The sequence below is a fragment of the Pseudaestuariivita rosea genome (assembly GCF_017592335.1).
Taxonomy (GTDB): domain Bacteria; phylum Pseudomonadota; class Alphaproteobacteria; order Rhodobacterales; family Rhodobacteraceae; genus Parasulfitobacter; species Parasulfitobacter rosea.
In genome coordinates this window covers 40,945-63,847 of record NZ_JACNMP010000018.1, presented here as the reverse complement: position 1 = coordinate 63,847, position 22,903 = coordinate 40,945, and the positions used below count along the sequence as shown (strand labels likewise).

General features: G+C 56.9%; 23 protein-coding genes and 1 pseudogene. 6 read left to right on the top strand and 18 right to left on the bottom strand.

The window, feature by feature from the left end; translation table 11 throughout:
- The 4 genes from H7848_RS12950 to rpsL all read right to left on the bottom strand — a co-directional run.
- Positions 1–127 (bottom strand): GTP-binding protein (locus tag H7848_RS12950; protein WP_234998857.1); only part of this gene is annotated, 127 nt, incomplete at its 3' end.
- 35 nt (positions 128–162) lie between these two features.
- Positions 163–2,280, bottom strand: coding sequence for an elongation factor G (gene fusA, locus H7848_RS12945; RefSeq protein ID WP_208352194.1), 2,118 nt, complete (start codon positions 2,278–2,280; stop codon positions 163–165).
- 27 nt (positions 2,281–2,307) lie between these two features.
- Positions 2,308–2,778, bottom strand: coding sequence for a 30S ribosomal protein S7 (gene rpsG, locus H7848_RS12940; RefSeq protein WP_208352192.1), 471 nt, complete (start codon positions 2,776–2,778; stop codon positions 2,308–2,310).
- A 12-nt stretch (positions 2,779–2,790) separates the two neighbouring features.
- Positions 2,791–3,162, bottom strand: coding sequence for a 30S ribosomal protein S12 (rpsL, locus tag H7848_RS12935; protein WP_007118826.1), 372 nt, complete (start codon positions 3,160–3,162; stop codon positions 2,791–2,793).
- Between the two features lie 369 nt (positions 3,163–3,531).
- On the opposite strand from rpsL, the gene H7848_RS12930 reads away from it, so the two are divergent.
- Entirely contained in the window at positions 3,532–3,789 is a 258-nt protein-coding gene (locus H7848_RS12930) for a DUF1289 domain-containing protein (RefSeq protein WP_208352190.1), read from the top strand.
- A 167-nt stretch (positions 3,790–3,956) separates the two neighbouring features.
- Here the strand turns inward: H7848_RS12930 and H7848_RS12925 are convergent, their stop codons facing one another.
- Entirely contained in the window at positions 3,957–4,724 is a 768-nt protein-coding gene (locus tag H7848_RS12925) for a sulfite exporter TauE/SafE family protein (RefSeq protein WP_208352188.1), read from the bottom strand.
- 147 nt (positions 4,725–4,871) lie between these two features.
- Here H7848_RS12925 and H7848_RS12920 point away from each other — a divergent pair, with 147 nt between their 5' ends.
- Positions 4,872–6,557, top strand: a complete 1,686-nt coding sequence (locus H7848_RS12920) for an acyl-CoA dehydrogenase family protein (protein ID WP_208352186.1) — start codon at positions 4,872–4,874, stop codon at positions 6,555–6,557.
- Positions 6,558–6,859: 302 nt separating this feature from the next.
- Here H7848_RS12920 and dtd read toward each other — a convergent pair whose 3' ends face one another.
- The 9 genes from dtd to H7848_RS12875 all read right to left on the bottom strand — a co-directional run bounded on the left by dtd (position 6,860) and on the right by H7848_RS12875 (position 15,442).
- Complete coding sequence (dtd, locus tag H7848_RS12915; protein WP_208352185.1) at positions 6,860–7,297, bottom strand: D-aminoacyl-tRNA deacylase; 438 nt, start codon at positions 7,295–7,297, stop codon at positions 6,860–6,862.
- Positions 7,294–8,220 (bottom strand): carbohydrate kinase family protein, encoded by a 927-nt coding sequence (locus tag H7848_RS12910; protein ID WP_208352184.1) that lies wholly within the window; start codon positions 8,218–8,220, stop codon positions 7,294–7,296. Before H7848_RS12910 ends, dtd begins: the two co-directional genes overlap by 4 nt.
- Entirely contained in the window at positions 8,220–9,332 is a 1,113-nt protein-coding gene (locus tag H7848_RS12905; protein ID WP_208352182.1) for a TFIIB-type zinc ribbon-containing protein, read from the bottom strand. Before H7848_RS12905 ends, H7848_RS12910 begins: the two co-directional genes overlap by 1 nt.
- Before the next feature lie 104 nt (positions 9,333–9,436).
- Positions 9,437–10,543, bottom strand: a complete 1,107-nt coding sequence (locus tag H7848_RS12900) for an SPFH domain-containing protein (RefSeq protein ID WP_208352180.1) — start codon at positions 10,541–10,543, stop codon at positions 9,437–9,439.
- A 19-nt stretch (positions 10,544–10,562) separates the two neighbouring features.
- Positions 10,563–11,513, bottom strand: a complete 951-nt coding sequence (locus tag H7848_RS12895; protein WP_237072735.1) for a DUF2927 domain-containing protein — start codon at positions 11,511–11,513, stop codon at positions 10,563–10,565.
- 3 nt (positions 11,514–11,516) lie between these two features.
- The gene (locus H7848_RS12890) at positions 11,517–12,710 is read right to left on the bottom strand and encodes a toxic anion resistance protein (RefSeq protein WP_208352178.1); all 1,194 of its coding nucleotides are present in this window, start codon (positions 12,708–12,710) and stop codon (positions 11,517–11,519) included.
- 24 nt (positions 12,711–12,734) lie between these two features.
- Positions 12,735–13,619, bottom strand: a complete 885-nt coding sequence (locus H7848_RS12885) for a 5-bromo-4-chloroindolyl phosphate hydrolysis family protein (protein ID WP_208352177.1) — start codon at positions 13,617–13,619, stop codon at positions 12,735–12,737.
- Between the two features lie 149 nt (positions 13,620–13,768).
- Positions 13,769–14,587, bottom strand: coding sequence for a TerC family protein (locus H7848_RS12880; protein WP_208352176.1), 819 nt, complete (start codon positions 14,585–14,587; stop codon positions 13,769–13,771).
- A 78-nt stretch (positions 14,588–14,665) separates the two neighbouring features.
- Positions 14,666–15,442, bottom strand: a complete 777-nt coding sequence (locus H7848_RS12875) for a pseudouridine synthase (protein WP_208352175.1) — start codon at positions 15,440–15,442, stop codon at positions 14,666–14,668.
- 66 nt (positions 15,443–15,508) lie between these two features.
- Between H7848_RS12875 and H7848_RS12870 the strand changes: the two genes are divergently transcribed.
- Positions 15,509–15,970, top strand: coding sequence for a nucleoside deaminase (locus tag H7848_RS12870; protein WP_237072734.1), 462 nt, complete (start codon positions 15,509–15,511; stop codon positions 15,968–15,970).
- Positions 15,971–16,322: 352 nt separating this feature from the next.
- Here H7848_RS12870 and H7848_RS12865 read toward each other — a convergent pair whose 3' ends face one another.
- A complete protein-coding gene (locus H7848_RS12865) occupies positions 16,323–16,754 on the bottom strand; it encodes a DUF1489 family protein (protein WP_208352173.1) in 432 nt (143 codons plus the stop codon).
- Between the two features lie 74 nt (positions 16,755–16,828).
- Here H7848_RS12865 and H7848_RS20400 point away from each other — a divergent pair.
- Both H7848_RS20400 and H7848_RS12860 read left to right on the top strand, forming a co-directional pair.
- A pseudogene (locus H7848_RS20400) lies at positions 16,829–17,038 on the top strand (ribonucleotide reductase N-terminal alpha domain-containing protein); the annotation flags it as partial.
- An 87-nt stretch (positions 17,039–17,125) separates the two neighbouring features.
- The gene (locus H7848_RS12860; RefSeq protein ID WP_473774354.1) at positions 17,126–20,254 is read left to right on the top strand and encodes an LAGLIDADG family homing endonuclease; all 3,129 of its coding nucleotides are present in this window, start codon (positions 17,126–17,128) and stop codon (positions 20,252–20,254) included.
- A 302-nt stretch (positions 20,255–20,556) separates the two neighbouring features.
- Here H7848_RS12860 and arsC read toward each other — a convergent pair whose 3' ends face one another.
- Genes arsC through H7848_RS12845 form a run of 3 tightly spaced genes read right to left on the bottom strand, consistent with a single transcriptional unit; the run spans position 20,557 to position 21,994 of the window.
- Positions 20,557–20,979: an arsenate reductase (glutaredoxin) gene (arsC, locus tag H7848_RS12855; RefSeq protein WP_208352169.1), complete on the bottom strand. Its 423-nt coding sequence runs from the start codon at positions 20,977–20,979 to the stop codon at positions 20,557–20,559.
- Positions 20,976–21,662, bottom strand: a complete 687-nt coding sequence (locus H7848_RS12850) for an MIP/aquaporin family protein (RefSeq protein WP_208352166.1) — start codon at positions 21,660–21,662, stop codon at positions 20,976–20,978. Before H7848_RS12850 ends, arsC begins: the two co-directional genes overlap by 4 nt.
- Positions 21,659–21,994 carry an ArsR/SmtB family transcription factor gene (locus H7848_RS12845; RefSeq protein ID WP_208352164.1) on the bottom strand — a complete coding sequence of 112 codons (336 nt, stop codon included), beginning with the start codon at positions 21,992–21,994 and terminating at the stop codon, positions 21,659–21,661. Before H7848_RS12845 ends, H7848_RS12850 begins: the two co-directional genes overlap by 4 nt.
- A gap of 187 nt (positions 21,995–22,181) precedes the next feature.
- Here H7848_RS12845 and rpsD point away from each other — a divergent pair, with 187 nt between their 5' ends.
- Entirely contained in the window at positions 22,182–22,802 is a 621-nt protein-coding gene (gene rpsD, locus H7848_RS12840; protein ID WP_208352161.1) for a 30S ribosomal protein S4, read from the top strand.
- The last annotated feature ends 101 nt before the right edge of the window (positions 22,803–22,903 follow it).

The window sequence follows — 22,903 nt, the reverse complement described above, 5'->3', positions numbered from 1 at the left end:
CATAAGCCTTGAAGTCGCCAAAATACTTCGTGATCGCCGCCGTCAATGTCGTCTTGCCATGGTCAACGTGACCAATCGTGCCAATGTTAACATGCGGCTTATTACGCTCAAACTTCTCTTTTGCCATGGTAGGCTCCTTCTTTTGTGCGAACGCGGGCGGCGTTACGCGTATTTCGCCTGGATTTCTTCACTGATGTTTTGTGGCACAGGGTCATAATGATCGAACTGCATCGTGAACTGCGCGCGGCCCGAGGACATGGAGCGCAGGGTGTTGATGTAACCGAACATATTGGCCAGCGGCACGAAGGCGTTGATCGCAATCGCATTGCCGCGTGGTTCCTGACCGGTCACCTGCCCACGACGGGATGTCAGGTCACCGATAATGCCGCCGGTGTAATCTTCGGGCGTGATCACCTCGACCTTCATGATCGGTTCCAGCAGTTTCGCACCGGCTTTCTTCATGCCTTCGCGCATGCACATACGGGCCGCAATTTCAAAGGCCAGAACGGACGAGTCCACATCGTGGAACTTACCGTCGATCAGAGCAACCTTGAAGTCGATCACGGGGAAGCCAGCCAAGGGGCCGCTGTCCATAACCGAATTGATGCCCTTTTCAACACCGGGGATATATTCCTTGGGAACAGAACCACCAACGATGCGGCTTTCAAAGCTGTAACCTTCGCCAGGCTCGGTCGGGCTGATGATCATTTTCACTTCAGCGAACTGACCTGACCCACCAGATTGCTTCTTGTGCGTATAGGTATGCTCAACTTCATGACCGATGGTTTCGCGATAAGCCACCTGAGGCGCACCGATGTTGGCCTCGACCTTGAATTCGCGCTTCAGACGATCAACCAGAATATCCAGGTGAAGTTCGCCCATGCCCTTCATGATAGTCTGACCACTTTCCAGGTCAGTTTCCACACGGAACGATGGATCCTCGGCCGCCAGACGGGCCAGACCCTGAGACATTTTCTCTTGGTCGTTCTTCGTTTTGGGTTCAACGGCAATCTCGATCACAGGATCGGGGAAGGTCATCGTTTCAAGAACAACGGGGTCGTTGACCGCACACAGCGTGTCACCGGTTGTTGTATCCTTCAGACCAGCCAACGCGATGATGTCACCCGCGAACGCTTCTTCGATTTCTTCGCGGTTGTTCGAGTGCATCATCATCATCCGACCAACGCGTTCTTTCTTACCTTTGGTCGAATTCAGCATGGTTTCACCCTTGTTCATCGTACCCGAATAAATCCGGGTAAAGGTCAGCGAACCAACAAAGGGGTCGTTCATGATTTTGAACGCCAGACCGGCAAAGGCCATATCATCATCCGCGCGACGGGCAATGTTACGTTCTTCGTTTTCGTCACCGGGTTTGAAGCCCATGTAGTCGACAACATCCAGCGGGCTGGGCAGATAGTCGATCACAGCGTTCAGCAAAGGTTGTACACCTTTGTTCTTAAAGGCGGATCCACCAAGAACAGGCACGAATGACAGCGACAAAGTACCCTTGCGCAGCAGGGCGCGCAGGGTTGGCACGTCGGGTTCATTGCCCTCCAGGTATTCCATCATCGCGTCGTCGTCCATTTCGACGGCGGCTTCGATCATCTTGCCACGCCATTCTTCGCATACCTCTTTCAGGCTGTCGCGAATGTCGTTCTTTTCCCAGGTCGCGCCAAGATCTTCGCCCTTGTAGACCCACTCTTGCATGGTCACCAGGTCAACCAGACCTTCCAGCTCGGTCTCGGCACCGATCGGGATCGCCACAGGAACAGCGCGCGCGCCGGTGCGGTCTTCGATCATGTTAACGCAGTTGAAATAATCCGCGCCGATCTTGTCCATCTTGTTGACGAATACGATGCGCGGCACCTTGTAACGGTCAGCCTGACGCCACACAGTTTCTGTCTGTGGCTCAACACCCGCGTTGGCGTCCAAAACACATACAGCACCATCCAGAACGGCCAGCGAACGTTCGACTTCAATCGTGAAGTCAACGTGGCCGGGTGTGTCGATGATGTTCAGGCGATGCTTTGGCGTGTCAGCCGTCTGACCGTCCTCAGTCCGCTCCCAGAACGTGGTCGTCGCAGCGGATGTGATCGTGATGCCGCGTTCCTGCTCCTGCTCCATCCAGTCCATGGTCGCCGCGCCATCGTGCACTTCGCCGATGTTGTGGGACTTGCCGGTATAATAAAGAATACGCTCGGAACAGGTTGTTTTCCCCGCATCAATATGGGCCATGATGCCGAAGTTACGATAACGGTCTAAGGGATATTCGCGTGCCATGGGTATGATCCTGGACTAAATTTGGAGTTACCAGCGATAATGGCTGAAAGCTTTGTTGGCTTCGGCCATTTTATGCGTGTCTTCGCGCTTTTTCACGGCCGAGCCACGGGATTGAACGGCATCCATCAATTCGCCGGCCAAACGCTCTTCCATCGTGTTTTCGTTGCGCGACCGGGATGCGTTGATCAACCAGCGGATGGCCAGTGCCTCACGACGCTCGGGACGTACTTCGACAGGTACCTGATAGGTCGCACCACCCACACGGCGTGAACGCACCTCAAGGTTTGGTTTGATATTGTCCAGCGCTTCGTGGAACACCTCAACCGGGGCGCGCTTGATCTTGCTTTCAACACGGTCCAGCGCATTGTAAACGATCTTTTCTGCGACAGACTTCTTACCGTCAATCATCAGATTATTCATGAACTTTGTCAAAACGCGGTCGCCATATTTGGCGTCGGGCAGAACTTCGCGTTTTTCGGCGGCGTGACGACGGGACATCTAAGCCTCTCCTTACTTCGGGCGCTTGGCGCCGTATTTCGAACGGCGTTGTTTACGGTCTTTCACACCCTGAGTATCCAGAACACCGCGCAGGATGTGATAACGAACACCAGGAAGGTCTTTCACACGACCGCCACGGATCAGAACAACCGAGTGTTCTTGCAGGTTGTGGCTTTCCCCTGGGATATAACTGATGACCTCGAAGCCATTGGTCAGGCGCACCTTGGCAACCTTCCGCATGGCCGAGTTCGGCTTCTTCGGCGTTGTTGTATAGACGCGTGTGCAAACGCCACGCTTCTGAGGGCACTCTTGCAAGTGCATCGACTTTGATCTTTTCACTTTTGGCTGCCGCGGTTTGCGGATCAGCTGTTGGATCGTTGGCATTGGGCGTCTTTCCCCGCTTAACTAACACATGTGTCTGCGTGCCCCATGCACGCCATTAAAGGTTCGGTAACGCCTTGCGCGTCCGCAAAACGCAAAAACCGCAAACCTTCCCCATTTCGGGAAGGGTGCGGTGGGTATCCAGAGGATCGGGGCATGGGGGCCCGGATCATGACCACTTCAGTTCTGATTTCAGGCCAATGAACTGCTGCCTCTGGCCCAAGTGGGCGCTCTATACGCAGAGTCGCATGGGCTGTCAACAGCCCTTACCAAAGATATCGCTCAATATCGCCACGGAATGTAAGCCCGAACAAATTGACAAACCCGATCATTTCTATCAACTATAAACCAAGTCATTAAACAAGGTGCGACATGAGCAAAACACCCAGTCCCTGTATAGATGTCTGCAAATTCAAACGCGCCGGGCATTGTATTGGCTGTTCGATGACCAAAGACCAAAAATCAATGTTCAAATCGCTCAAAAAAGAAAAGCATCGTGAGGCCTTTATTGACCTAGTCGTGGCGCAACAGGAAAATATGGGCAAATACGATCACTGGCAGGCGGCCTATGTCAAAAAATGCAAAAAGAAGAAAGTAAAGCATAAGGCATTTCTGAAAGCCGTCGCCTGATCGCAGGTGGCACAATCTGTACCATGAGTATTTGGACCAAGAAGAAGGTACATATCGCTCTTATCTACTTCTTCTTGGCCTAATCAACTCCGGGGCTTGGGGCAGAGCCCCAAATCGCACGAAGTGCCAGAAGAAACGCGCGCGCCAGCGCGCTCCGCTGGATCAGACTACCCCACCAGTCCCCGGCGGATCAGGTTCAAACCCACAATCAACAAAACAAACAGCGTGATCTTGCGAAACACCACTTGATCAATCTGATCCTGCAACCTTAGCCCAATCCACATCCCCATAATCGCAGGTACGATCAGCGCCAAGGAAAACGGGACAGTCTCCAACCGGATCACGCCGGACTGAACATGCGCAAAGAACAATGCGACGGCTCCCAAACCATAGATCACACCCTGCAGTCGCATCTGCTCTTCCTTCGGCGTATCCAGCGCCGTCAGATAAGCGACAGTCGGCGGCCCCCAGATCCCGGACAGACCACCGATGAAGCCTGCAACACCACCCACAGCGGCATCTGTTTTCCACGTCCTAACCAAATGACCCGGCCGCCAGCCCAACAGCTGCAATGCCGAAAAAACAACAATCGGAATACCGATCAGCAAAAACAGCCAGCGCGACGATAGAACCGCAAACAACTGCGCACTCATCAGCAGAAACACCAAGCCGATCAGCAAAAACCGCCAGAACGACACGACCGAGGCCAAAGCCGCCCGCCACCCATACCGCAGGGCCTGCATCCCGTTTGTCACCAGCGTCGGAAAAATCAAACCAGCCAGTGCCAGTTCCGGCGACACAACCGACGCCAGCCCCGATATGATGATCATCGGCATCGCAAAGCCGACGATTCCCTTCACAAAACCAGCGGTAAATGCGACAATCATGGCAAATGCAAAGGCCGCCACAGAAATGTAAGGCAATATCAGGTCCATTCGGGCTTCTTATAGTGGCCTGATGGTTTCTGCACCGCAAAAATGACCGCGACATTTTTGTACAATGCATACCACCTTCTTGAATTATTGTTGCGCTGCAACTGCAAACGGCCTATGTGATGCGCGACAGACAAAAGGATGACAGCCATGGCTCATGACGGACAGGACCTGCCCCACAGCGGCACTGCGATATTGCCCCAACTGCTGACTTTGACAGGCCAATCCATCGCCCCGCTTGAGGCCGTGCTGGAAAAGGCAAAACAGGCCCTGCGCGATCAGGTCACGCAGGACGGCCGTGTCTCAGGCGCGCTGATCGAAGCAAACCAGACCGCCGCCCACGGCCTGGCTTGGCTGGCCACATATGTCGAATCCTTACGTCAGATGCAGGCATGGTCCGAACGCCTGCAAAGCGAAGGCAAGTTCGGCGAAACTGAACAACTGATCCACCAGATCGCCTTTGGCGAATATCTGTGGCAGATCTACGGCGGCATCCCGATGAACCAGGGCGAAATCCTGCGCCTGCAGGACATCGGTCTGACCCAGGACGACATGCGCGACATGATGGCGCCTGCGATCATGACGCTGACCCAGTCTGGCAACACTCAGGCCGCGCGAACCCGCCTGGTTGAACTGATGCAGGAACACTCGGCCAATATCACCGTCGGCACCAGCGGTCTGGACGACGAACTGGAAATGGTGCGCGAACAGTTCCGCCGCTTTAGTGTCGATAAGGTCGAACCCTATGCCCACGACTGGCACCTGAAAGACGAACTGATCCCAATCGAAATCATCAACGAACTGGCCGAAATGGGCGTCTTTGGCCTGACCATCCCCGAAGAATACGGCGGCTTTGGCATGTCGAAATCGGCCATGTGCGTGGTGTCCGAGGAACTGTCGCGCGGCTATATCGGGGTGGGGTCACTGGGAACCCGGTCTGAAATCGCCGCTGAATTGATCCTGTGCGGTGGCACGGAAGAGCAGAAACAGAAATGGCTGCCACGTCTATCCAGCGCCGAAACGCTGCCCACGGCGGTTTTCACCGAACCTAACACCGGGTCTGACCTGGGCAGCCTGCGCACCCGTGCTGTCAAGGACGGCGATGACTACCGGATCACCGGCAACAAAACCTGGATCACCCATGCAGCGCGAACCCATATCATGACCCTGCTGGCGCGGACCGATCCTGCGACCAGCGACTACAAGGGCCTGTCGATGTTTCTGGCCGAAAAAGAACCCGGCACCGACGACCACCCCTTCCCCACCGAGGGCATGACGGGGGGTGAGATTGAGGTTCTGGGCTATCGCGGCATGAAGGAATACGAGCTGGGCTTCGACAATTTCCACGTAAAAGGTGAAAACCTGCTTGGAGGGGAAGAGGGCAAGGGCTTCAAGCAACTGATGGAAACCTTCGAATCCGCCCGCATCCAGACCGCCGCCCGCGCCATCGGTGTCGCGCAATCGGCGCTGGACGTCGCAATGCAATATGCCATCGACCGCAAACAGTTCGGCAAATCGCTGATCGAATTCCCCCGTGTGTCGGGCAAACTGGCGATGATGGCGGTGGAAATCATGGTCGCGCGGCAGCTGACCTATTTCTCGGCCCAAGAAAAAGACGCAGGCCGCCGCTGCGATCTTGAGGCTGGCATGGCCAAACTGCTTGGCGCCCGCGTGGCCTGGGCCGCAGCGGACAACGGGTTGCAGGTGCACGGCGGCAACGGCTTTGCGCTGGAATACGCCATCAGCCGCATCCTGTGCGACGCCCGCATCCTTAACATCTTCGAAGGGGCCGCTGAAATTCAGGCGCAAGTCATCGCACGCCGCTTGCTGAACTAGGGCGCTGTCCCGGACCTGATCCGGGACCTCTTAGCCTGTGTTGCTGTGCCAAAACGAGCCCTATCATTCGCCAAGACCTATATCTGGCGATCTATTTGGCTGATAGACCGCGCAGCGTTGACAACGGGATATTTACAGCGCCCTCCCTTGGATGCGCCATCGTTTTTGCGCTGCTCGCGCAGCGCTGCCTTCGGCGAGAGTATTTTTGCCAAGAAGAAGTAAAATCCATTACTTCATTGTTCTGTAAATACTCCGGGGGTGAGCGCCGTTCAGGCGCGAGGGGGCAGAGCCCCATGGCCTTGTCATACATCAAGCCAGATCGTCACTGGCCCGTCGTTTGTCAGGCTGACCTGCATATCAGCGCCAAAACGACCGGTGGCAATCGGCACCCCAAGCAAGGACAGATCGCGCGCGAAAGCTTCATATAGCGCTTTGCCCTGATCAGGTGGAGCGGCGTTTGAAAATCCAGGGCGATTGCCGCGGCTGGTGTCGGCGGCCAGGGTGAATTGACTGACCACCAAGGCCGCACCGCCGATATCCAGAAGCGAGCGGTTTATTTTGCCTGCCTCATCCTGAAAAATCCGCAGTTTGCTGACCTTGTCCGCCAGTTTGTGCGCGTGATCTTCTGTATCACCCTGCATCGCGCAAACCAGGATCATCATACCTTGCCCGATCTCGCCGATTACGGCGCCCCCAACGCTGACGCGGGCGTCTGTGACACGCTGCAGAAGTGCCCTCATTCCAGATCCCAGGACCACGGCGGGTTGGCACCAGCCCGGCTGACAGTGACGGCCGCCGCGCGGGTGGCCAGTTGCAGGGCCTCGGCCACGATATCATCGGTCGTGAAAGACAGCCACTGTCGCCGCAGCTTGTTGTGCTTACGCAGCACCGACAGGAAACCGGCGTTGAACGTATCGCCCGCCCCCACCGTATCGACAACATCGACCTTTTCGGCGGGCTGATGGATTGCCCCGCTTTCGCGATAAACCGTGGCGCCCCCTGCCCCCTGGGTCAGACAAACCATCGCCGGGCGCCCGGCCAGCAGGGTCTGGATCTGATCGTCAACCGGGGTGTCACCGCCCAGCCATTTCAGATCTTCCTCGGACACCTTGACGATATCCGCGGCCGCCATCAGGCGTTTCATGCGAGTGCGATAGATGCCCTCGTCAGGAATGAAGTCGGGGCGCACGTTTGCGTCAAGAACAATGGCGCGCTCCTCCTCGGCCTCCCACATGTAAAGGGTCTCATAGACCGAGGCGCAAGGTTCAACGGCCAAGGAAATGCCCCCAAAGAACAGCGCCGTGACGTCGTCAGGAATTTCAGGCAGATCGTTACTGCCGATCATCCGACCGGCGGTGTTTTCGTCGTAAAAGGCATATTCAGCCTGGCCGTCTGTCAGCGTGACAAAGGCCAGCGTCGTTGGCCGGTCGGAATAGGCCACAAGGCTGCTGTCGACATTGCTTTCGCTCAGCGCAGCGGTCAGACGCTGGCCAAACAGATCATTCGACAATCCGCTGAAAAACCCCGTCCGCGTTCCAAGTCGGCCCAAAGCAATCGCCGTGTTGAAAACCGATCCGCCGGGATAAGGCGCAAAAGCGGCCTCGCCCCCCGTGGTCTGGCGCGGCAACATATCGATCAGGGCTTCGCCCGCACATAAAATCACTATAGTTCCCCACTTATTGCGATCACATAGCCGATAGCGCCGGCTGCGATCACGCCCAGTACAACAGCCACCGCGATCTTCCACGCAGACCATGGCCGTTCCCCCCGGACACGACCTGTACAACCGTTCACAACAAAACGATAGGTCTTGCCCTGATATTTATAAGCCGCCAGCCAGACGGGTAGCAGAATATGCTTGAAGGTCACGTCGCGGATGCTGGTGTTCATATCGTGGATGCGCTGCCGGTCACCGCCGATGTCAAAACGCACATCGCGTTCGATGATCCGGTTCATGATCTGCTGCGCTTCGGCAAAGCCTTCGTCCAGTTCGACGGTGTAACCTTCAGCCCGGAAACCGGCCAGGTATTCGGGCTGATAGGGTTCAAGCTGCGACAGATCCCAGGGCTGCAGCGCATCGGTATAGCGTTTCGGCAAACTGCGAGAGGCCAGGACAATAACGTCATCAAAGAACCGCGCGACGCGGCCCGACACATTGCGCCAGCGGATTTTGGCGACCCGTTCGGTGCGGCGTTCGCCATTCACCGTGCGCGTGCGGGTTTCGTAGTACACCGTGCCGCGCTGGCCGGAATAGCTGGTCTTGGTGTCGGCATCGAAGGTCCAGTAGGGCACGTATATGCCCTGCATCCTGCGGCCCTTGCGGGCGAAGTCCTGCAGGCCGTTTGGCGCAAACCACAGACTGCCCAGCCATTGGGTCATCGCATCACGCGCCTGATCTTCGTCCAATATGAACGGCAAAACGGCCTTGGGTTTGATATGCCTATGCTGCCCCGTGCCCGTCACCACGGGTGTCGCGCAGAACGGGCATTCGGTCGCGTGGGTCTTTTCGTCAAATTCCACCTGCGCACCGCAATTGGTGCATTGCAGAACGCGGGTTTCTTCGATCTCGTCTTCTGGCAGATCAGCGGCCAGGGCGCGGCGATAGTCCAGTTCCTGAATGGCAGTGCCTTTATAGGCCGCGTTTTCCAAAGTGGCCTGATTGCCGCAATGGTCACAGATCAGGCGGTCCGTGCCGGGGTCAAAGCGAAAGTCCGCCCCGCAATTGTCGCAAGGGAAGCGGTGTTCGGTGGGGGCTGTGGGTGAAGGTGAGGACATCTAAAACACTTAAGTGCTGGGGGCCCAGCCTGCCCGAGGGTGGCGCAACGGGGGCGGGTCGGCGCGGCCCGGTGGTGCCCACCGGGCTGGATAGTGCGTTGAAATCAAGCCCCCGGTGGCGGTGGCGGCGGCATAACGGTGAAAAGCTGGGCCAGTTCGGTCACATCGCCCGCTTTCATCCAGCCGTCCTGACCGGCGGTCCAAACAAATGTCTCGCGCGTCAGGCTGCCGTCGCTGGCCATGCGGCCCAGATCGGCCTTGGAAAACGGGCCCTTGGTCTGACCACCTTCGGCTGTGTGCCAGACGTGTTCGACCGGGGGTGGTGGCGGTGCCGCCGCCGCTGGCTGGCCACCCCATGGGTTCGCCTGCGCCATCTGGTTGGCCATCGCCATACCCATCCCCATGCCAAGGCCCGCGCCCATGTCGCCACTGCCGGGCTGATTGGCCGCTGCGGTCATGGCCTCGGCCGCTGAAAACTGGGTGTATTTGCCCAGATCACCGATCATGCCCATCGACGTGCGCTTGTCCAGCGCCTGTTCGACAGCGGGGGGCAACGAGATATTTTCGATATAAAGCTCGGGCAGCATCAGGCCATAACCGGCAATTGTTTCAGAGATCGCGCTGGCGACCAGTTTGCCCATATCGCCCGTATTCGCCGCCATATCCAGAACCGGAATGCCGGAGGACGCCACAACCTTGCTGTATTCCTGCACGATGATATTGCGGATCTGAAAGCTGATCTCGTCCATCGTGAATTCGCCGTCGGTGCCGACGATTTCCTGCAGGAACTTGCCGGGATCGGTCACACGCACGCTGTATGTACCAAAGGCCCGCAGGCGCACGGGGCCGAATTCAGGATCACGCAGCATGATCGGGTTCTTGGTGCCCCACTTCAGATCGTTGAAGCGGGTGGTGTTAACAAAATAGACCTCGGACTTGAAGGGGCTGGAAAAGCCGTGATGCCAATGCTGCAACGTCGTCAGGATCGGCATATTGTTGGTTTCCAGCATGTAAAGGCCGGGGGTAAAGACATCGGCCAGTTGCCCCTCGTGCACGAAAACCGCCGCCTGCCCTTCGCGCACCGTCAGTTTGGCGCCGTATTTGATCGCATAATCATGCCGTTCAAATCGCCAGACCATAGTGTCGCGGGTGTCATCCGTCCAATGGATGACGTCGATCAATTCACCTTTCAGAAAATCCAGAATGCCCATATTGGTGTTCTCCTTAATCCTAGACAGGACCGCCCATTAGTTCAGCCGCAATGCGTTCGACCACCGGGCGTGCTTCGTTGGCAGTCATCCCACTTGTCAGGCGGGGATCGTAAAGCATTTTCAGCAGCAATTCATCATGATTGGTCAGCAGACCGAATTCCTCGTCATCGTTGAAGATTGACGGACGGGCGAAGGCGCTGTCATTGGCCAACCCCATGCCCTGAGCCAGTTCTTCGTGAATACAGGACAAACGCAACAATTCGGGGTGTTCGCCACGAATGACGGCAATCGCCTTGGAATAGGAACTGCTTTCGACAGTGTCGGCAAAGGCAAACACCAGACAAAGCGTTGATCGCGGCATATCGACGACCGTCCGCACCGCCGCTGGCGAGATGCCCGGAACAATCTGCTTCAATCGCGGCGCCAGGTCACGCCTGTCATCTTCATTGACGATGAAAACATAGAAATTCGGGCGCACATCCGTCAGAACAATGGGCACATTGGTCAAACCTGACAGCCGTTCGGCATAGCTGTTGATCACGCTGATATCAGACGCACGCCGGGTCGCCGCCACCGTTGCGCCGAATTCGACATCCATCCGAATGGGCCTGTCCCACCGCCGCAACCGGCTTTCGGTTTCCCGCGCCACCATGATGTCGCCCGAGGGACGGTATTCATCAAAAAGCGCGATGCGGATGAAGTTCTCGATCAGACTGCGGGTGTTGAATGGCGTATCCCGCCCACCACCGTCCTGCCGCAGCAAACCTTGCGATACCAGATCCCGTTCCAGCCGTGCATAGTGACCTTCCAGCGCAAAGCTGTCGGGTGACCGGCGCGGGGGGGGCGCCTGCACGGGCTTGGGCGCAACCTGGGGCGCTGGCGGCGGGCTATCTTCGACCTGAACACATCCAGCAACCACCAGAAATCCGGCGCCACTGAAAACCAACAGGAAAAGGCGGATATGGTGCAACGATCAGCCCTGTTGTTCAGCCGGTTCCTGGGCCGGTTTCTCGCGCAGCTTGCCCGCACTGGCCGCAGCCAGCGTGTCACGCAGTTCGACTTCCATTGTCTGCAGTTCTTTTTCGGCATCGGCGCGTTTGCGCTTGCCTTCGTCAGCGATCTGCAGGCTTTCCTCGATCGTGGCGATCAGATCGGCGTTGGCGGTCTTGACGGCCTCGATATCAAAGACACCGCGCTCGATCTCTTCGCGGATGGTTTTGTTGGCCTCGCGCAGGTTCGCGGCATTAGCAGTCAGCAGTTCGTTCGTTAGATCATTGGCGTCACGCACAGCCTGGGCTGCCTCGGACGACCGCTGGATGGTGATCGCCTGCGCCAGCTGGTTTTCCCAAAGCGGCACAGTATTCACCAGCGTCGATTTGATCTTGTTGACCAGCGATTTGTCGTTTTCCTGAACCAACCGGATCGAGGGCAACGACTGCATCGTGACCTGCCGCGTCAGTTTCAGGTCATGCACCCGGCGATCCAGATCATCACGGGCGGACCGCAGATCGCGCAGTTCCTGTGCCTTTAGGACCTGTTGATCTTCAGGGGCCGCGTTTACCTCGGCCTCTTTTGCGGGGATCACGGTGCTGTCCAGTTCTTTCAGCTTTTCTTCGCCCGCGGCGATGTAAAGCGCCAGTTCGTCATAGAATTCCAGTGTCTTTTCATAAAGCCGGTCCAGAGATTCAATATCCTTCAAAAGCACATGTTCATGCCCCAGAAGATCGTCGGTGATCTTGTCGATCTGGTCCTGCACGTTTTCGAACTGTGCCATGAATTTCGCGGCCGGTGCGGCGCGGCCCAGCAGCTTTTCCCACCAGGACAGCTTGCGGCGGACATCCAGTTCATTCACCGAAAACCCGCGAATGGTCGAGACGATATCGCGCAGGCTGTCGCCCGCAGGCCCGACATCCTTGTTGCGCACACCGGCCAGCATCGACTGGCTGATCTGCTGCAATTCCCCTTGGGATTTTGATCCGAATTCGATGATCGACTGCGTGTCGGTCATATCGATCTCGGCCATACGTTTTTGAATTTCCGCGCTGGCGGGCGCATCGGCCTGATCCAGAGTGATCAGTTCACCCCTGGGTTCGGGCAAGACCACTTCGGTGATCTTTTCGACCTCTTGCAATGTCGCCTCGGCCTTTTTGCGGATGTCTTCTGACATAATCTATACTCCCTTGTCCCTGACCTATTCGATTTTCAGGCCTTCGCGCTGCAATCTGTCGCGCAGCACTTTGATTTCAATGTCCATATCGGTCCGATCATCCAGCAGCATCTTTTCGGTACGGGCCGAGAAGTTCTGCTCAAGTTCGGTCAAAAACTCTTCGTAGTCCGCGCGAATATCGGCTTCGCGTTTCTTACTGTAAAGATCGGCGAATTTCACGGTCGCATCGCGGGCCCCCAGCAAATAAACGCTAAGATATTTGCGGGCGCCTGCCAGATCGCGCGGGTCTTCCTCGATTGTGCGGAACATCTTGCGGGCGGTCTGGACAAAGCGGTCAACGCGGGCGTCCAGCCTGCGATCTGCCGCCCGCTTGATGGCATCCTGCATGGCGGTCAGATGCTTTTCGGCATCTTCCACAGCACGGGCGACGCGGGTCTGCTGATAGGTATCGATGCCCTCCATCCCCTTGTCGCGCAGGGGGTCCAGACCAAAGGCAAAACTGTGCAGCGCGGTACCTGCAATTGCAAAAATGATCGGCGCAATCAGGTTGTCCAGCCCCGAAAAGCCCGCCACGGCCAGCCCGGCGCCTGTCAGCACTGACGCGAAGATCTTGCGTGGAATGGCGGGGCGTTTGGCGACCTTGCGCGCCTCATAAGCCTCTTGTGCGATCATGCCTTCGCGCGTCAGCCAGGCCGCCAGGATCAGAATGCCAAAGGCCGACAGGTTCAGTGCCAGTCCGACAGGATCAGACCAGAACGCCCGGATCGCCAGCGGAAACGGTGCAAAAAACAACAGGTTGACGCGACCGCCGACGCGGGTGCGCTTTTTGCCGGTAAAGGCGTTCGGTTCATCAGTGGATGTGCGGGGCTGCCCGTCTGGGCTGTACTTCCCGCCAAAACGCTGCGCCATTATGCGCCCCCGAAAATCGCTACATAGAAAATCAATCCAATCAACAGAAAGAATGCAACTTTCTGCAACCCGGTCTCAGACATCAATACCCCCGGTTTGGCACCACATATGGTAAACATAGGTGATGCCAGTTGATCTTACCAGTCAATTCAATACCGCTGGCCTGTGCGGCGTTCGGCATTCAGCTTACGCGTATAACCCGATTGCAGGATTTCCACAGCAAACAGCACGATGACCGCGAAATAGAAGGTCGTTTTCGACATGGGCACCAATGGATATCCAAAGATTTTCAGCTGTAGATCATCGTCGTGCATGGCATGCGATGCAGCAACGCCGGCCTCGCCCAACAGCACCACACCGACGATCAGCAGGATAAACAGGCCCAGAACCTCGTACATCCGGTTCTTCTCAAGAAAGCGCGTCACGCCGTCGGCCAACAGCAGCATCGCCAGCCCCGACAACAGGATCGCGGCAGCCAGGATCGGGAAGACATCCGTGATTGCAATGGCCGATAGAACCGAGTCAAAGCTGAAGATCAGGTTCATGAAGACGATCAGCAGAATGACCTGCACCGCGGATTTGCCTGACTTGCCTTCGACATCGGTGCCCAGGTGTTCGATGGTCAACATGTGGCTGATTTCCTTGACCGCCGTATAGATGATGAAAATCCCGCCAAGAATAAAGACGCAGGTCGCAAAATTCACGCCCCCCTCCAGAACGCCGGTCCAGTTGAAGATGTAAAACGGCTCGGCCAGCAGGCTGATCAGATTAACCATGGCAAACAGCAGAATAACCCTAAGGGCGACAGCGATAATGATCCCCCAGAACCGCACCGCCTTTTGCTGCGCGACTGGCGCACGCTGGCTTTCGATGCTGATGTAAAGCAGGTTGTCAAAGCCCAGAACCGCCTGCAGGAAACACAACATCAGCAGGTTTCCGAGGTTTTCGATGGTTAATAAATCAGCCATAGTCACATGTCCCAAAAATCATTGTTTGGCCGCAGCAATAGCGCCACGACATGGAAAAGCAACAATTCTTAAGGATTATCAGTTCCGTTTGCGTCGTTGCCGTGTGGGTTTGGGCTTGGGCGTTTCGCGCAGGCCAAGCTGATCCTTGACGACGCGCTGCTTTACCTCTTCGACCATGCCCGGCTTCAGATCGCGCAGCTGAAACGGCCCGTAACTGACACGCAACAACCGGTTGACGGTCAGGCCAATCGCCTCTAACGCGCGTCGGATTTCACGGTTCTTGCCTTCACGAATGCCGATGGTCAGCCAGACATTAGCGCCCTGCTGGCGGTCGATTTGCACGTCCATCGGCTGGTATTTCACGCCCTCAACCTCAATCCCGCGGCGCAGCGGAGCCACAGTGTCATCGGTGGGCGCACCTTTGGCTCGCACGCGATATTTGCGCAGCCAGCCTGTCGATGGCAACTCAAGCCGCCGTTTGACCTCACCATCATTGGTCAACAGCAACAGCCCTTCGGAATTCAGATCAAGCCGCCCGATGGACATCACACGCGGCATAGTTTCGGGCAGTTTGTCAAATATCGTCTCGCGCCCCTTTTCATCGCGGGCCGAGGTCACAAGACCCACCGGTTTGTGATACAGCCAAATGCGCGGCGGATCCGGTTCGGCCAGGGGCTGGCCGTCAAACGTAACCTTGTCGGTGGCCGTCACATTCAGCGCCGGGCTGCTGATCTTGCGCCCGTTGACGGTCACGCGACCGGCTTCGATCATCTTTTCAGCCTCACGACGCGAGGCGATCCCAGCGCGGGCCAAAACCTTGGCGATCCGGTCGCCTTTGGGGGTATCGTCTGTCATGGGCCGGGCTTAACCCGTTTTTGCGCCCCTTGCCAGCGGTGGTTTTTGCAGGCAAGGGACGGGCATATGTTTCGCAGTTTCATGGATATCGCGCTGGAAGAGGCACGGATGGCGGCTGACCGCGGCGAAGTGCCTGTGGGCGCCGTTCTGGTCGATCCTACGGGCCAGATCGTGGCACGCGACGGCAACCGCACGCGCGAACTGTCCGACCCGACGGCGCACGCCGAAATCCTGGTCCTGCGCACGGGATGTCAGGCCGCAAAAAGCGAACGGCTGCCGGGCCACGACCTTTATGTCACGCTGGAACCCTGCCCGATGTGCGCCACCGCGCTGTCCGCCGCCCGCATCGCGCGGCTTTACTACGGCGCGCCCGACCCGAAATCCGGCGGCATCGCCCAAGGTCCCCGGGTATTTTCCCATCCGCAATGCCACCATGTTCCGGAAGTCTATGATGGTATTGGTGCACATGACGCAAAAAAGCTGCTGGAAGGTTTTTTCCAAAAACTCAGACACAGCGAAGACCGATAAATCGCGTCGTGAGTATTTGGGCCAAGAAGAAGGAGGTTTAGTGCTCTTAATGCCTTCTTCTTGGTCCAAATACTCAAATCCCAGCGTACGCAGCCCCAACCAGATGTTAGCATCTGAGGCCTAAAACCCATTTCCACGATATCGTAATAGAAATGGTTTTCCAGAACTTGTGTTTTGGCTTCACGACCCAAACCACAAGCCGCCTGAAAGATCATGCATGAGACATAGGGTGGGGGCGTTGCGATCCCTTTCTGGCAAAACCAACCTTTCAAGACGGTGGCGCCACCTTTCTTACCAGATCAGACCCGAAGACCCTGCCGCCGAAAGGCGCAGCGGGGCAAAGGGCGTTTTTTCACCGCACGCCGATCTCGGACAACGCAGCCGTTAGTGATGGTGGCAGCGATTCTTCGTTCTGACGTTCTTGACCCAGATCGCGCGGAGCGTCCGTAGCGGACAAATACCGCCAGCCCTGAAACGGGCGCTTGTTCATAGCCTCGGTGCGGATCAGGCCCGGTTCCAGCACGATACCGCAGCGACGAATACCATCCTGACCAATCACTTCGTCCAACCGCAAAATCTTTTGACGGCACAGGATCACACCTTTGATCACCCAGTAAATCGATCCGCCGGCCAAAATCTCGGCCTCGCGCTTTGGCCACATCCGTGTGACATGGCGTGGCAACCCGTCCGGCCCCTTGGCCGCGCGTTGTCTTTGCCAGTTCGCCAGGCTTTCAACATTTTCACTGCCGACGCTGAGTTTTACAAGGTTCACATATTTTGCCATTACGCCCCCAGATATGGTGACTATCTGTCAACCTAACCTAGCTGTTGCGCAGATCAACCAAAAGCCCTATCGTCATGACCCTGCCCATCTATCCAAGGACCGCCCACATGAGCCGTTTTGCCGCCCCCATAGCCGAGCAGATCTGGGACATGAAATACCGCTTTAAACAGGCGGACGGAACACCAATTGATCTGACGGTCGAAGACACATGGCGGCGCATTGCGCGGTCTTTGGCGGTGGTCGAAAAAGACCCCGCGAAATGGGAAGATAAATTCTATAGCGCCTTGGAAGATTTCAAATACTTGCCCGCCGGCCGCATCACCGCAGGTGCGGGCACGGAACGATCCGTGACGCTGTTCAACTGCTTTGTCATGGGGACAATCCCCGACAGCATGGGCGGCATTTTCGATATGTTGAAAGAGGCCGCGCTGACCATGCAGCAGGGCGGCGGGATCGGCTATGATTTCAGCACGATCCGCCCCAAGGGCGCCGATGTCAAAGGGGTGGCCGCCGATGCCTCGGGGCCCTTATCCTTTATGGACGTCTGGGATGCCATGTGCCGCACGATCATGTCAGCGGGCAGCAGGCGCGGGGCGATGATGGCCACCATGCGCTGCGATCACCCCGATATCGAAGATTTCATCACCGCCAAATCCGACCCCGTCCGCCTGCGCATGTTCAACATGAGCGTCCTTGTCACCGATGATTTCATGAAGGCCGTCAAAGCCGATGCCAGTTGGGACCTGCAGTTCGAGGGCCGCGTCTATCACACGATCGAGGCGCGCGATCTGTGGAACAAGATCATGCAATCGACCTATGATTATGCCGAACCTGGCGTGATATTCATCGACCGCATCAATGCGATGAATAACCTGAATTACGTCGAGACGATCTCAGCCACGAACCCCTGCGTCACGGATGATACTTGGGTCAGCACCACGGACGGGCCGCGACAGGTGACAGACCTGATCGGCACGCCCTTCACGGCTTTGGTTGATGGTACACCCCATCACTCGGGGCCAAAGGGGTTTTTCAAAACGGGCCATAAGCCCGTCAAACAGCTAAAAACCGAGTGTAGGCGCACCCTGCGGTTGACCGCGGATCACCTTGTCCGACGTGTAGCCAGTAAAACCCGCTGGCACCTGGACACCGAATGGACGACTGCCGCCGATCTGAACCCGGGTGATGAGGTGATTATACATAATCACCAAGACGTGTCCTGGGGTACGGGCTGCGACAGCGACCTGGGCTATCTATTGGGCGCACTGATTGGGGATGGAATGATCAAGGATGATAAGGCCGTCATTTCCGTCTGGACCCAGGCCGCTTGCATGAATGGCGACCCTGTCGCCCTTGACCCGGTCATGACGCATATCGAGGCACTGCTGCGCCAGATGCCCGCCCGCGCGGATTTCGCTGGTTGGACGACGATTGCCGACCGGAACGAACATCGCATTTCAACAGCCGCCCTGAAAACCTTTGCCGCCGACTATGGCGTTGTTGCGGGAAATAAGACGCTGACGGATGCCATCGAACGCGCACCGGCAGATTTTGGTGCGGCCGTCTTGCGGGGGCTGTTCGACGCGGATGGATCAGTGCAGGGCACGCAGGCCAAGGGGGTCTCGGTCAGACTGGCCCAAAGCGATCTAGCCCTTTTGCAGCGGGCGCAGCGGATGTTGGCGCGCCTGGGTATCAATGCGAAAATCTACGAAAACCGCCGTACCGAAGGGCACAGACCGATACCGGACGGGTATGGCGGCTCGGCGCTTTATCCGCATAAGGCGCAGCATGAGCTGATTATCGCAGGCAGCAATCTGGCCGTTTTTCAGGACCGCATCGGATTTCTGAATGCGGATAAACACACGCGACTGATGTCGCTGATGACAGGCTACAAACGTGCGCTGAACCGCGAACATTTTACCGCTGTGGTGGCTGAGGTTACCGATGACGGCAATGAAGATGTGTACGACGTGCAAATCCCCGGCATCAACGCGTTCGATGCCAACGGGTTTTATGTGCATAACTGCGGCGAACAGCCCTTGCCCCCCTATGGGGCGTGCCTGTTGGGGTCGGTCAATCTGGCACGGTTGGTGGACAACCCGTTTGAGGAGGACGCCGCGCTGGATCAGGAGGCGCTGGATGATCTGGTCGCCACCGCCGTTCGGATGATGGATAATGTGGTCGATGCCAGCCGCTTTCCGTTGGACGCCCAAGCGGCTGAGGCGCAGGCGAAGCGGCGGATCGGGCTGGGCGTCACGGGCCTGGCTGATGCGCTGTTGATGGTGGGCTTGCGCTATGGCTCGGATGAGGCTGCCGCGCAAACGGAACGCTGGATGCGCCAGATCGCGCGGGCGGCCTATCTGGCCTCGGTCGATTTGGCCCGCGAAAAGGGCGCGTTCCCGCTGTTTGACGCAGACAAATTTTTGGCCACCGGTCACATGCAAGACATGGATGACGACGTCCGCGCCGCCATCGCAGAACACGGCATCCGCAACGCGCTGCTGACCTCGATCGCGCCCACAGGCACGATCAGCCTTTATGCGGGCAACGTCAGTTCCGGCATCGAACCGGTCTTCGCCTATGCCTACACCCGCAAAGTGCTGCAGAAAGACGGATCGCGGACCGAGGAAGAGGTCGTCGACTACGCCGTTCAGCTGTGGCGTGAAAAATTCGGCGATGCGCCCTTGCCGGATTACTTCGTCAACGCCCAGACCCTGCCCCCACTGGATCACGTCAAGATGCAGGCGGCGGCTCAGAAGTGGGTGGACAGTTCGATATCCAAGACCATCAACTGCCCGGAAGACATTGGTTTCGACGATTTCAAGGACGTCTATATGCAGGCCTGGGACACCGGCTGCAAAGGTTGCACGACCTACCGCCCGAACGACGTGACGGGGTCAGTTTTAAGCGTGTCGGAAAAGGACGAAGCGCCGCTGTCCGAGGCCCCGGAGCAAGTCCGGGGCGATGGCGAAGTCGTCTATATCAGCGAACCGCTCGACCGCCCGCAGGAACTGGAAGGCAGCACCTATAAGCTGAAGTGGCCCGACAGCGAACATGCGATCTACATCACGATCAATGATATCGTGCTGAACGGCCACAGGCGGCCCTTCGAGGTGTTCATCAATTCCAAGAATATGGAGCACTTCGCCTGGACCGTCGCCCTGACCCGCATGATCAGCGCCGTATTCCGGCGCGGCGGCGACGTCAGTTTCGTGGTCGAAGAACTGAAGGCTGTCTTCGACCCCCGCGGCGGCGCCTGGATGAGTGGGAAATACGTGCCTTCGATCCTGGCAGCGATCGGTGGTGTCATCGAACGCCACCTCATCACGATCGGTTTTATCGACGGCGAAGGCATGGGCCTGAAAACCGACCCCCAAGCCGCCGTCGTCAACCTAAACGGCCCCCGCGGAAAAGCTTGCCCCAACTGCGGCAGCTACGACCTGCGCATGATCGAAGGTTGCATGACCTGCGGCAGCTGCGGCCATTCGAAATGTCAATAGCCATGGGCTAAGCACTACCTTGGCTTGCTACATGACCATAGAGGAGCAGCTAAGTTGTTAAAATGACTGCCCTTTCTTCGGGTGGCTCCCTTGTTTTTGGGAACCACAGGCGTCCTTCTTTTCAAGTAAATCAGCCAAACCATTAGTTCACTTTTGGATTGTACTAAAACAATGAAATTAAAGGCTTTTCGATCAAGATTGTTTCTTTTGTACAAATCTACGACCAATTGCGGTTGGCGGCATCCTGGCTTTAGGTCAGCTACGCGATTTGAAACCATTGGCTCAACGTAGATTACACTTTGTCAGGCAACTCGATTGCCATCGGCATCAATCAGCAAATCACCATCTTCTTTCGCAAATGGTCCGGCTGGCCATTTATGCAGCATGTCCAACACAGCCTCGCTTGGACGGCAAAGTTTGACGCCTTTGGGCGAACAAACGATGGGCCGGTTGACCAGGACCGGGTGGTCCAGCATTGCATCCAAAAGCGCATCATCGCTGACGGATGGGTCGGTCAGGCCCAGTTCCTCGGCGGGCGACTTGCTGACACGCAACGCTTGTCTGGGCGTCAGGTCTGCAGCGGCAAAAAGGGCCTGTAGCTGCGGGCGCGTCCAGCCGGTTTTCAGATATTCGATCACCACAAAGTCCTCACCCGATGCTTCGATCACTGCCAGCACATTGCGCGATGTGCCACAGTCAGGGTTATGATGGATGACAACGGTCATGGTGTTTGCTCCGTAGTGGATTTTGGGGATGGGCTGATCAACCAGCCTACGATCAGAACAGCGATAACGGCGCCAACCAGTTCTGCCGCGATAAAGGCCGGTACGTCCAGTGGCCTGATGCCAGCAAAGGTGTCCGAAAACCCGCGTGCGATGGCAACTGCAGGATTGGCAAAAGATGTCGAGGCCGTGAACCAATAGGCGGCGGTGATGTAAAGACCAACAAGCCACGGAATAGCATCGGCCCTAAAACGCACCCCGGCCAGGATCGTTGCGACAAGACCGAAGGTGGCGACAACTTCTGCGACCCACTGGCCCGTTCCCGTGCGCACGGTCTGCGAAAATTGAATAATCGATAGCTCAAACATCGCATGGGCAATCAAACTGCCCAGAATGCCGCCTATGATCTGCGCAATGATGTACTGCAATGACTCGGCCACGCCAATCTCGCGCCGCAGGGCGAAGGCGACCGTGACAGCGGGGTTGAAATGCGCCCCTGAAATCGGCCCGAGGATTGTGATCAGCACCACCAGTATCGCACCTGTGGGCAGGGTGTTTCCCAAAAGGGCAAGCGCTGTATCTTCGGTCAGATTGCTGGCCATGATGCCCGATCCGACAACAGTACCCACCAGAAGTGCCGTGCCCAGACCTTCGGCCACCAGCCTGCGTGGCATGTCAAAACTCATTCCTGTTCCTCGCCTATTGTCTGAATGGCGGGCTGGCACAGTTCGGGTTGGCCCCCGCAACATTCTTCCAGCAGAAACGACAAAAGCCCCTGCATTTTTTCGATGTTCGCGAAATATCGGATGACGCGGCCCTGCCGTTCGTTCCGCACCAGGCCAGCCTGTAGCAACACAGACAGGTTTGCCGACATCGTATTCTGCCTGACATCCAGTTTTGTACTTATTTCACCTGCCGCCATACCACTTTTCCCAGCCCGAACCAGTAAACGAAAAACCTCTAACCGCATGGGCTGGGAAAGTGCGGCAAATGAGACAGATGCCGCATTCGTATCCATATTTCATGATATATTGAATTATATACCGACCGTCAACAAAAATGAAGGTGTTGACAGGGCAAAATAGCACGATATAAGCGCGGCTTCATTTGGTGTTGGTGGCCCCCGCAAGGGGATGCCTGTCGGCCCTGGATTTCATCCGGAGCAAAGGACAACGCCCTTCGAACCCTAAAGAAGGAGATCAGCCGTGACGAAACGCACGTCTGCCAAGTACAAAATCGACCGCCGCATGGGCGAAAACATCTGGGGCCGTCCGAAAAGCCCTGTGAACCGTCGCGAATATGGCCCGGGCCAGCACGGCCAGCGCCGCAAGGGCAAGATGTCCGACTTCGGCCTGCAACTGCGTGCCAAGCAAAAGCTGAAAGGGTATTATGGCGATCTGACTGAAAAGCAGTTCCGCCGCATTTACCGCGAAGCCGAACGTGTCAAAGGCGATACAGGCGAAAACCTGATCGGCCTGCTGGAACGCCGTCTGGACGCCGTTGTCTATCGCGCGAAATTCGTGCCAACCGTTTTTGCGGCCCGCCAGTTCGTGAACCACGGCCACGTCAAGGTGAACGGCCAAAAGGTCAACATCCCCTCTTACCGCGTGAAAGAAGGCGACGTGATCGAAGTGCGTGATCGTTCGAAACAGCTGGCCATCGTGCTTGAGGCCGCTCAACTGCCCGAACGCGACGTTCCTGATTATATGGAAGTAGACCATAGCAAGATGACAGCGACGTTTGTGCGTATGCCCGGCCTGTCAGATGTGCCCTACCCGGTCATGATGGAGCCAAACCTGGTCATCGAATACTACGCGCAAAACTAAACTGCGCTGCATTTGAATTTCAGGCCGCGACGGACATCCGCCGCGGCTTTTCTTTTGGGCAGTGTCCAAAACCAAAAGCGATATTTACGGCATCGATTGCC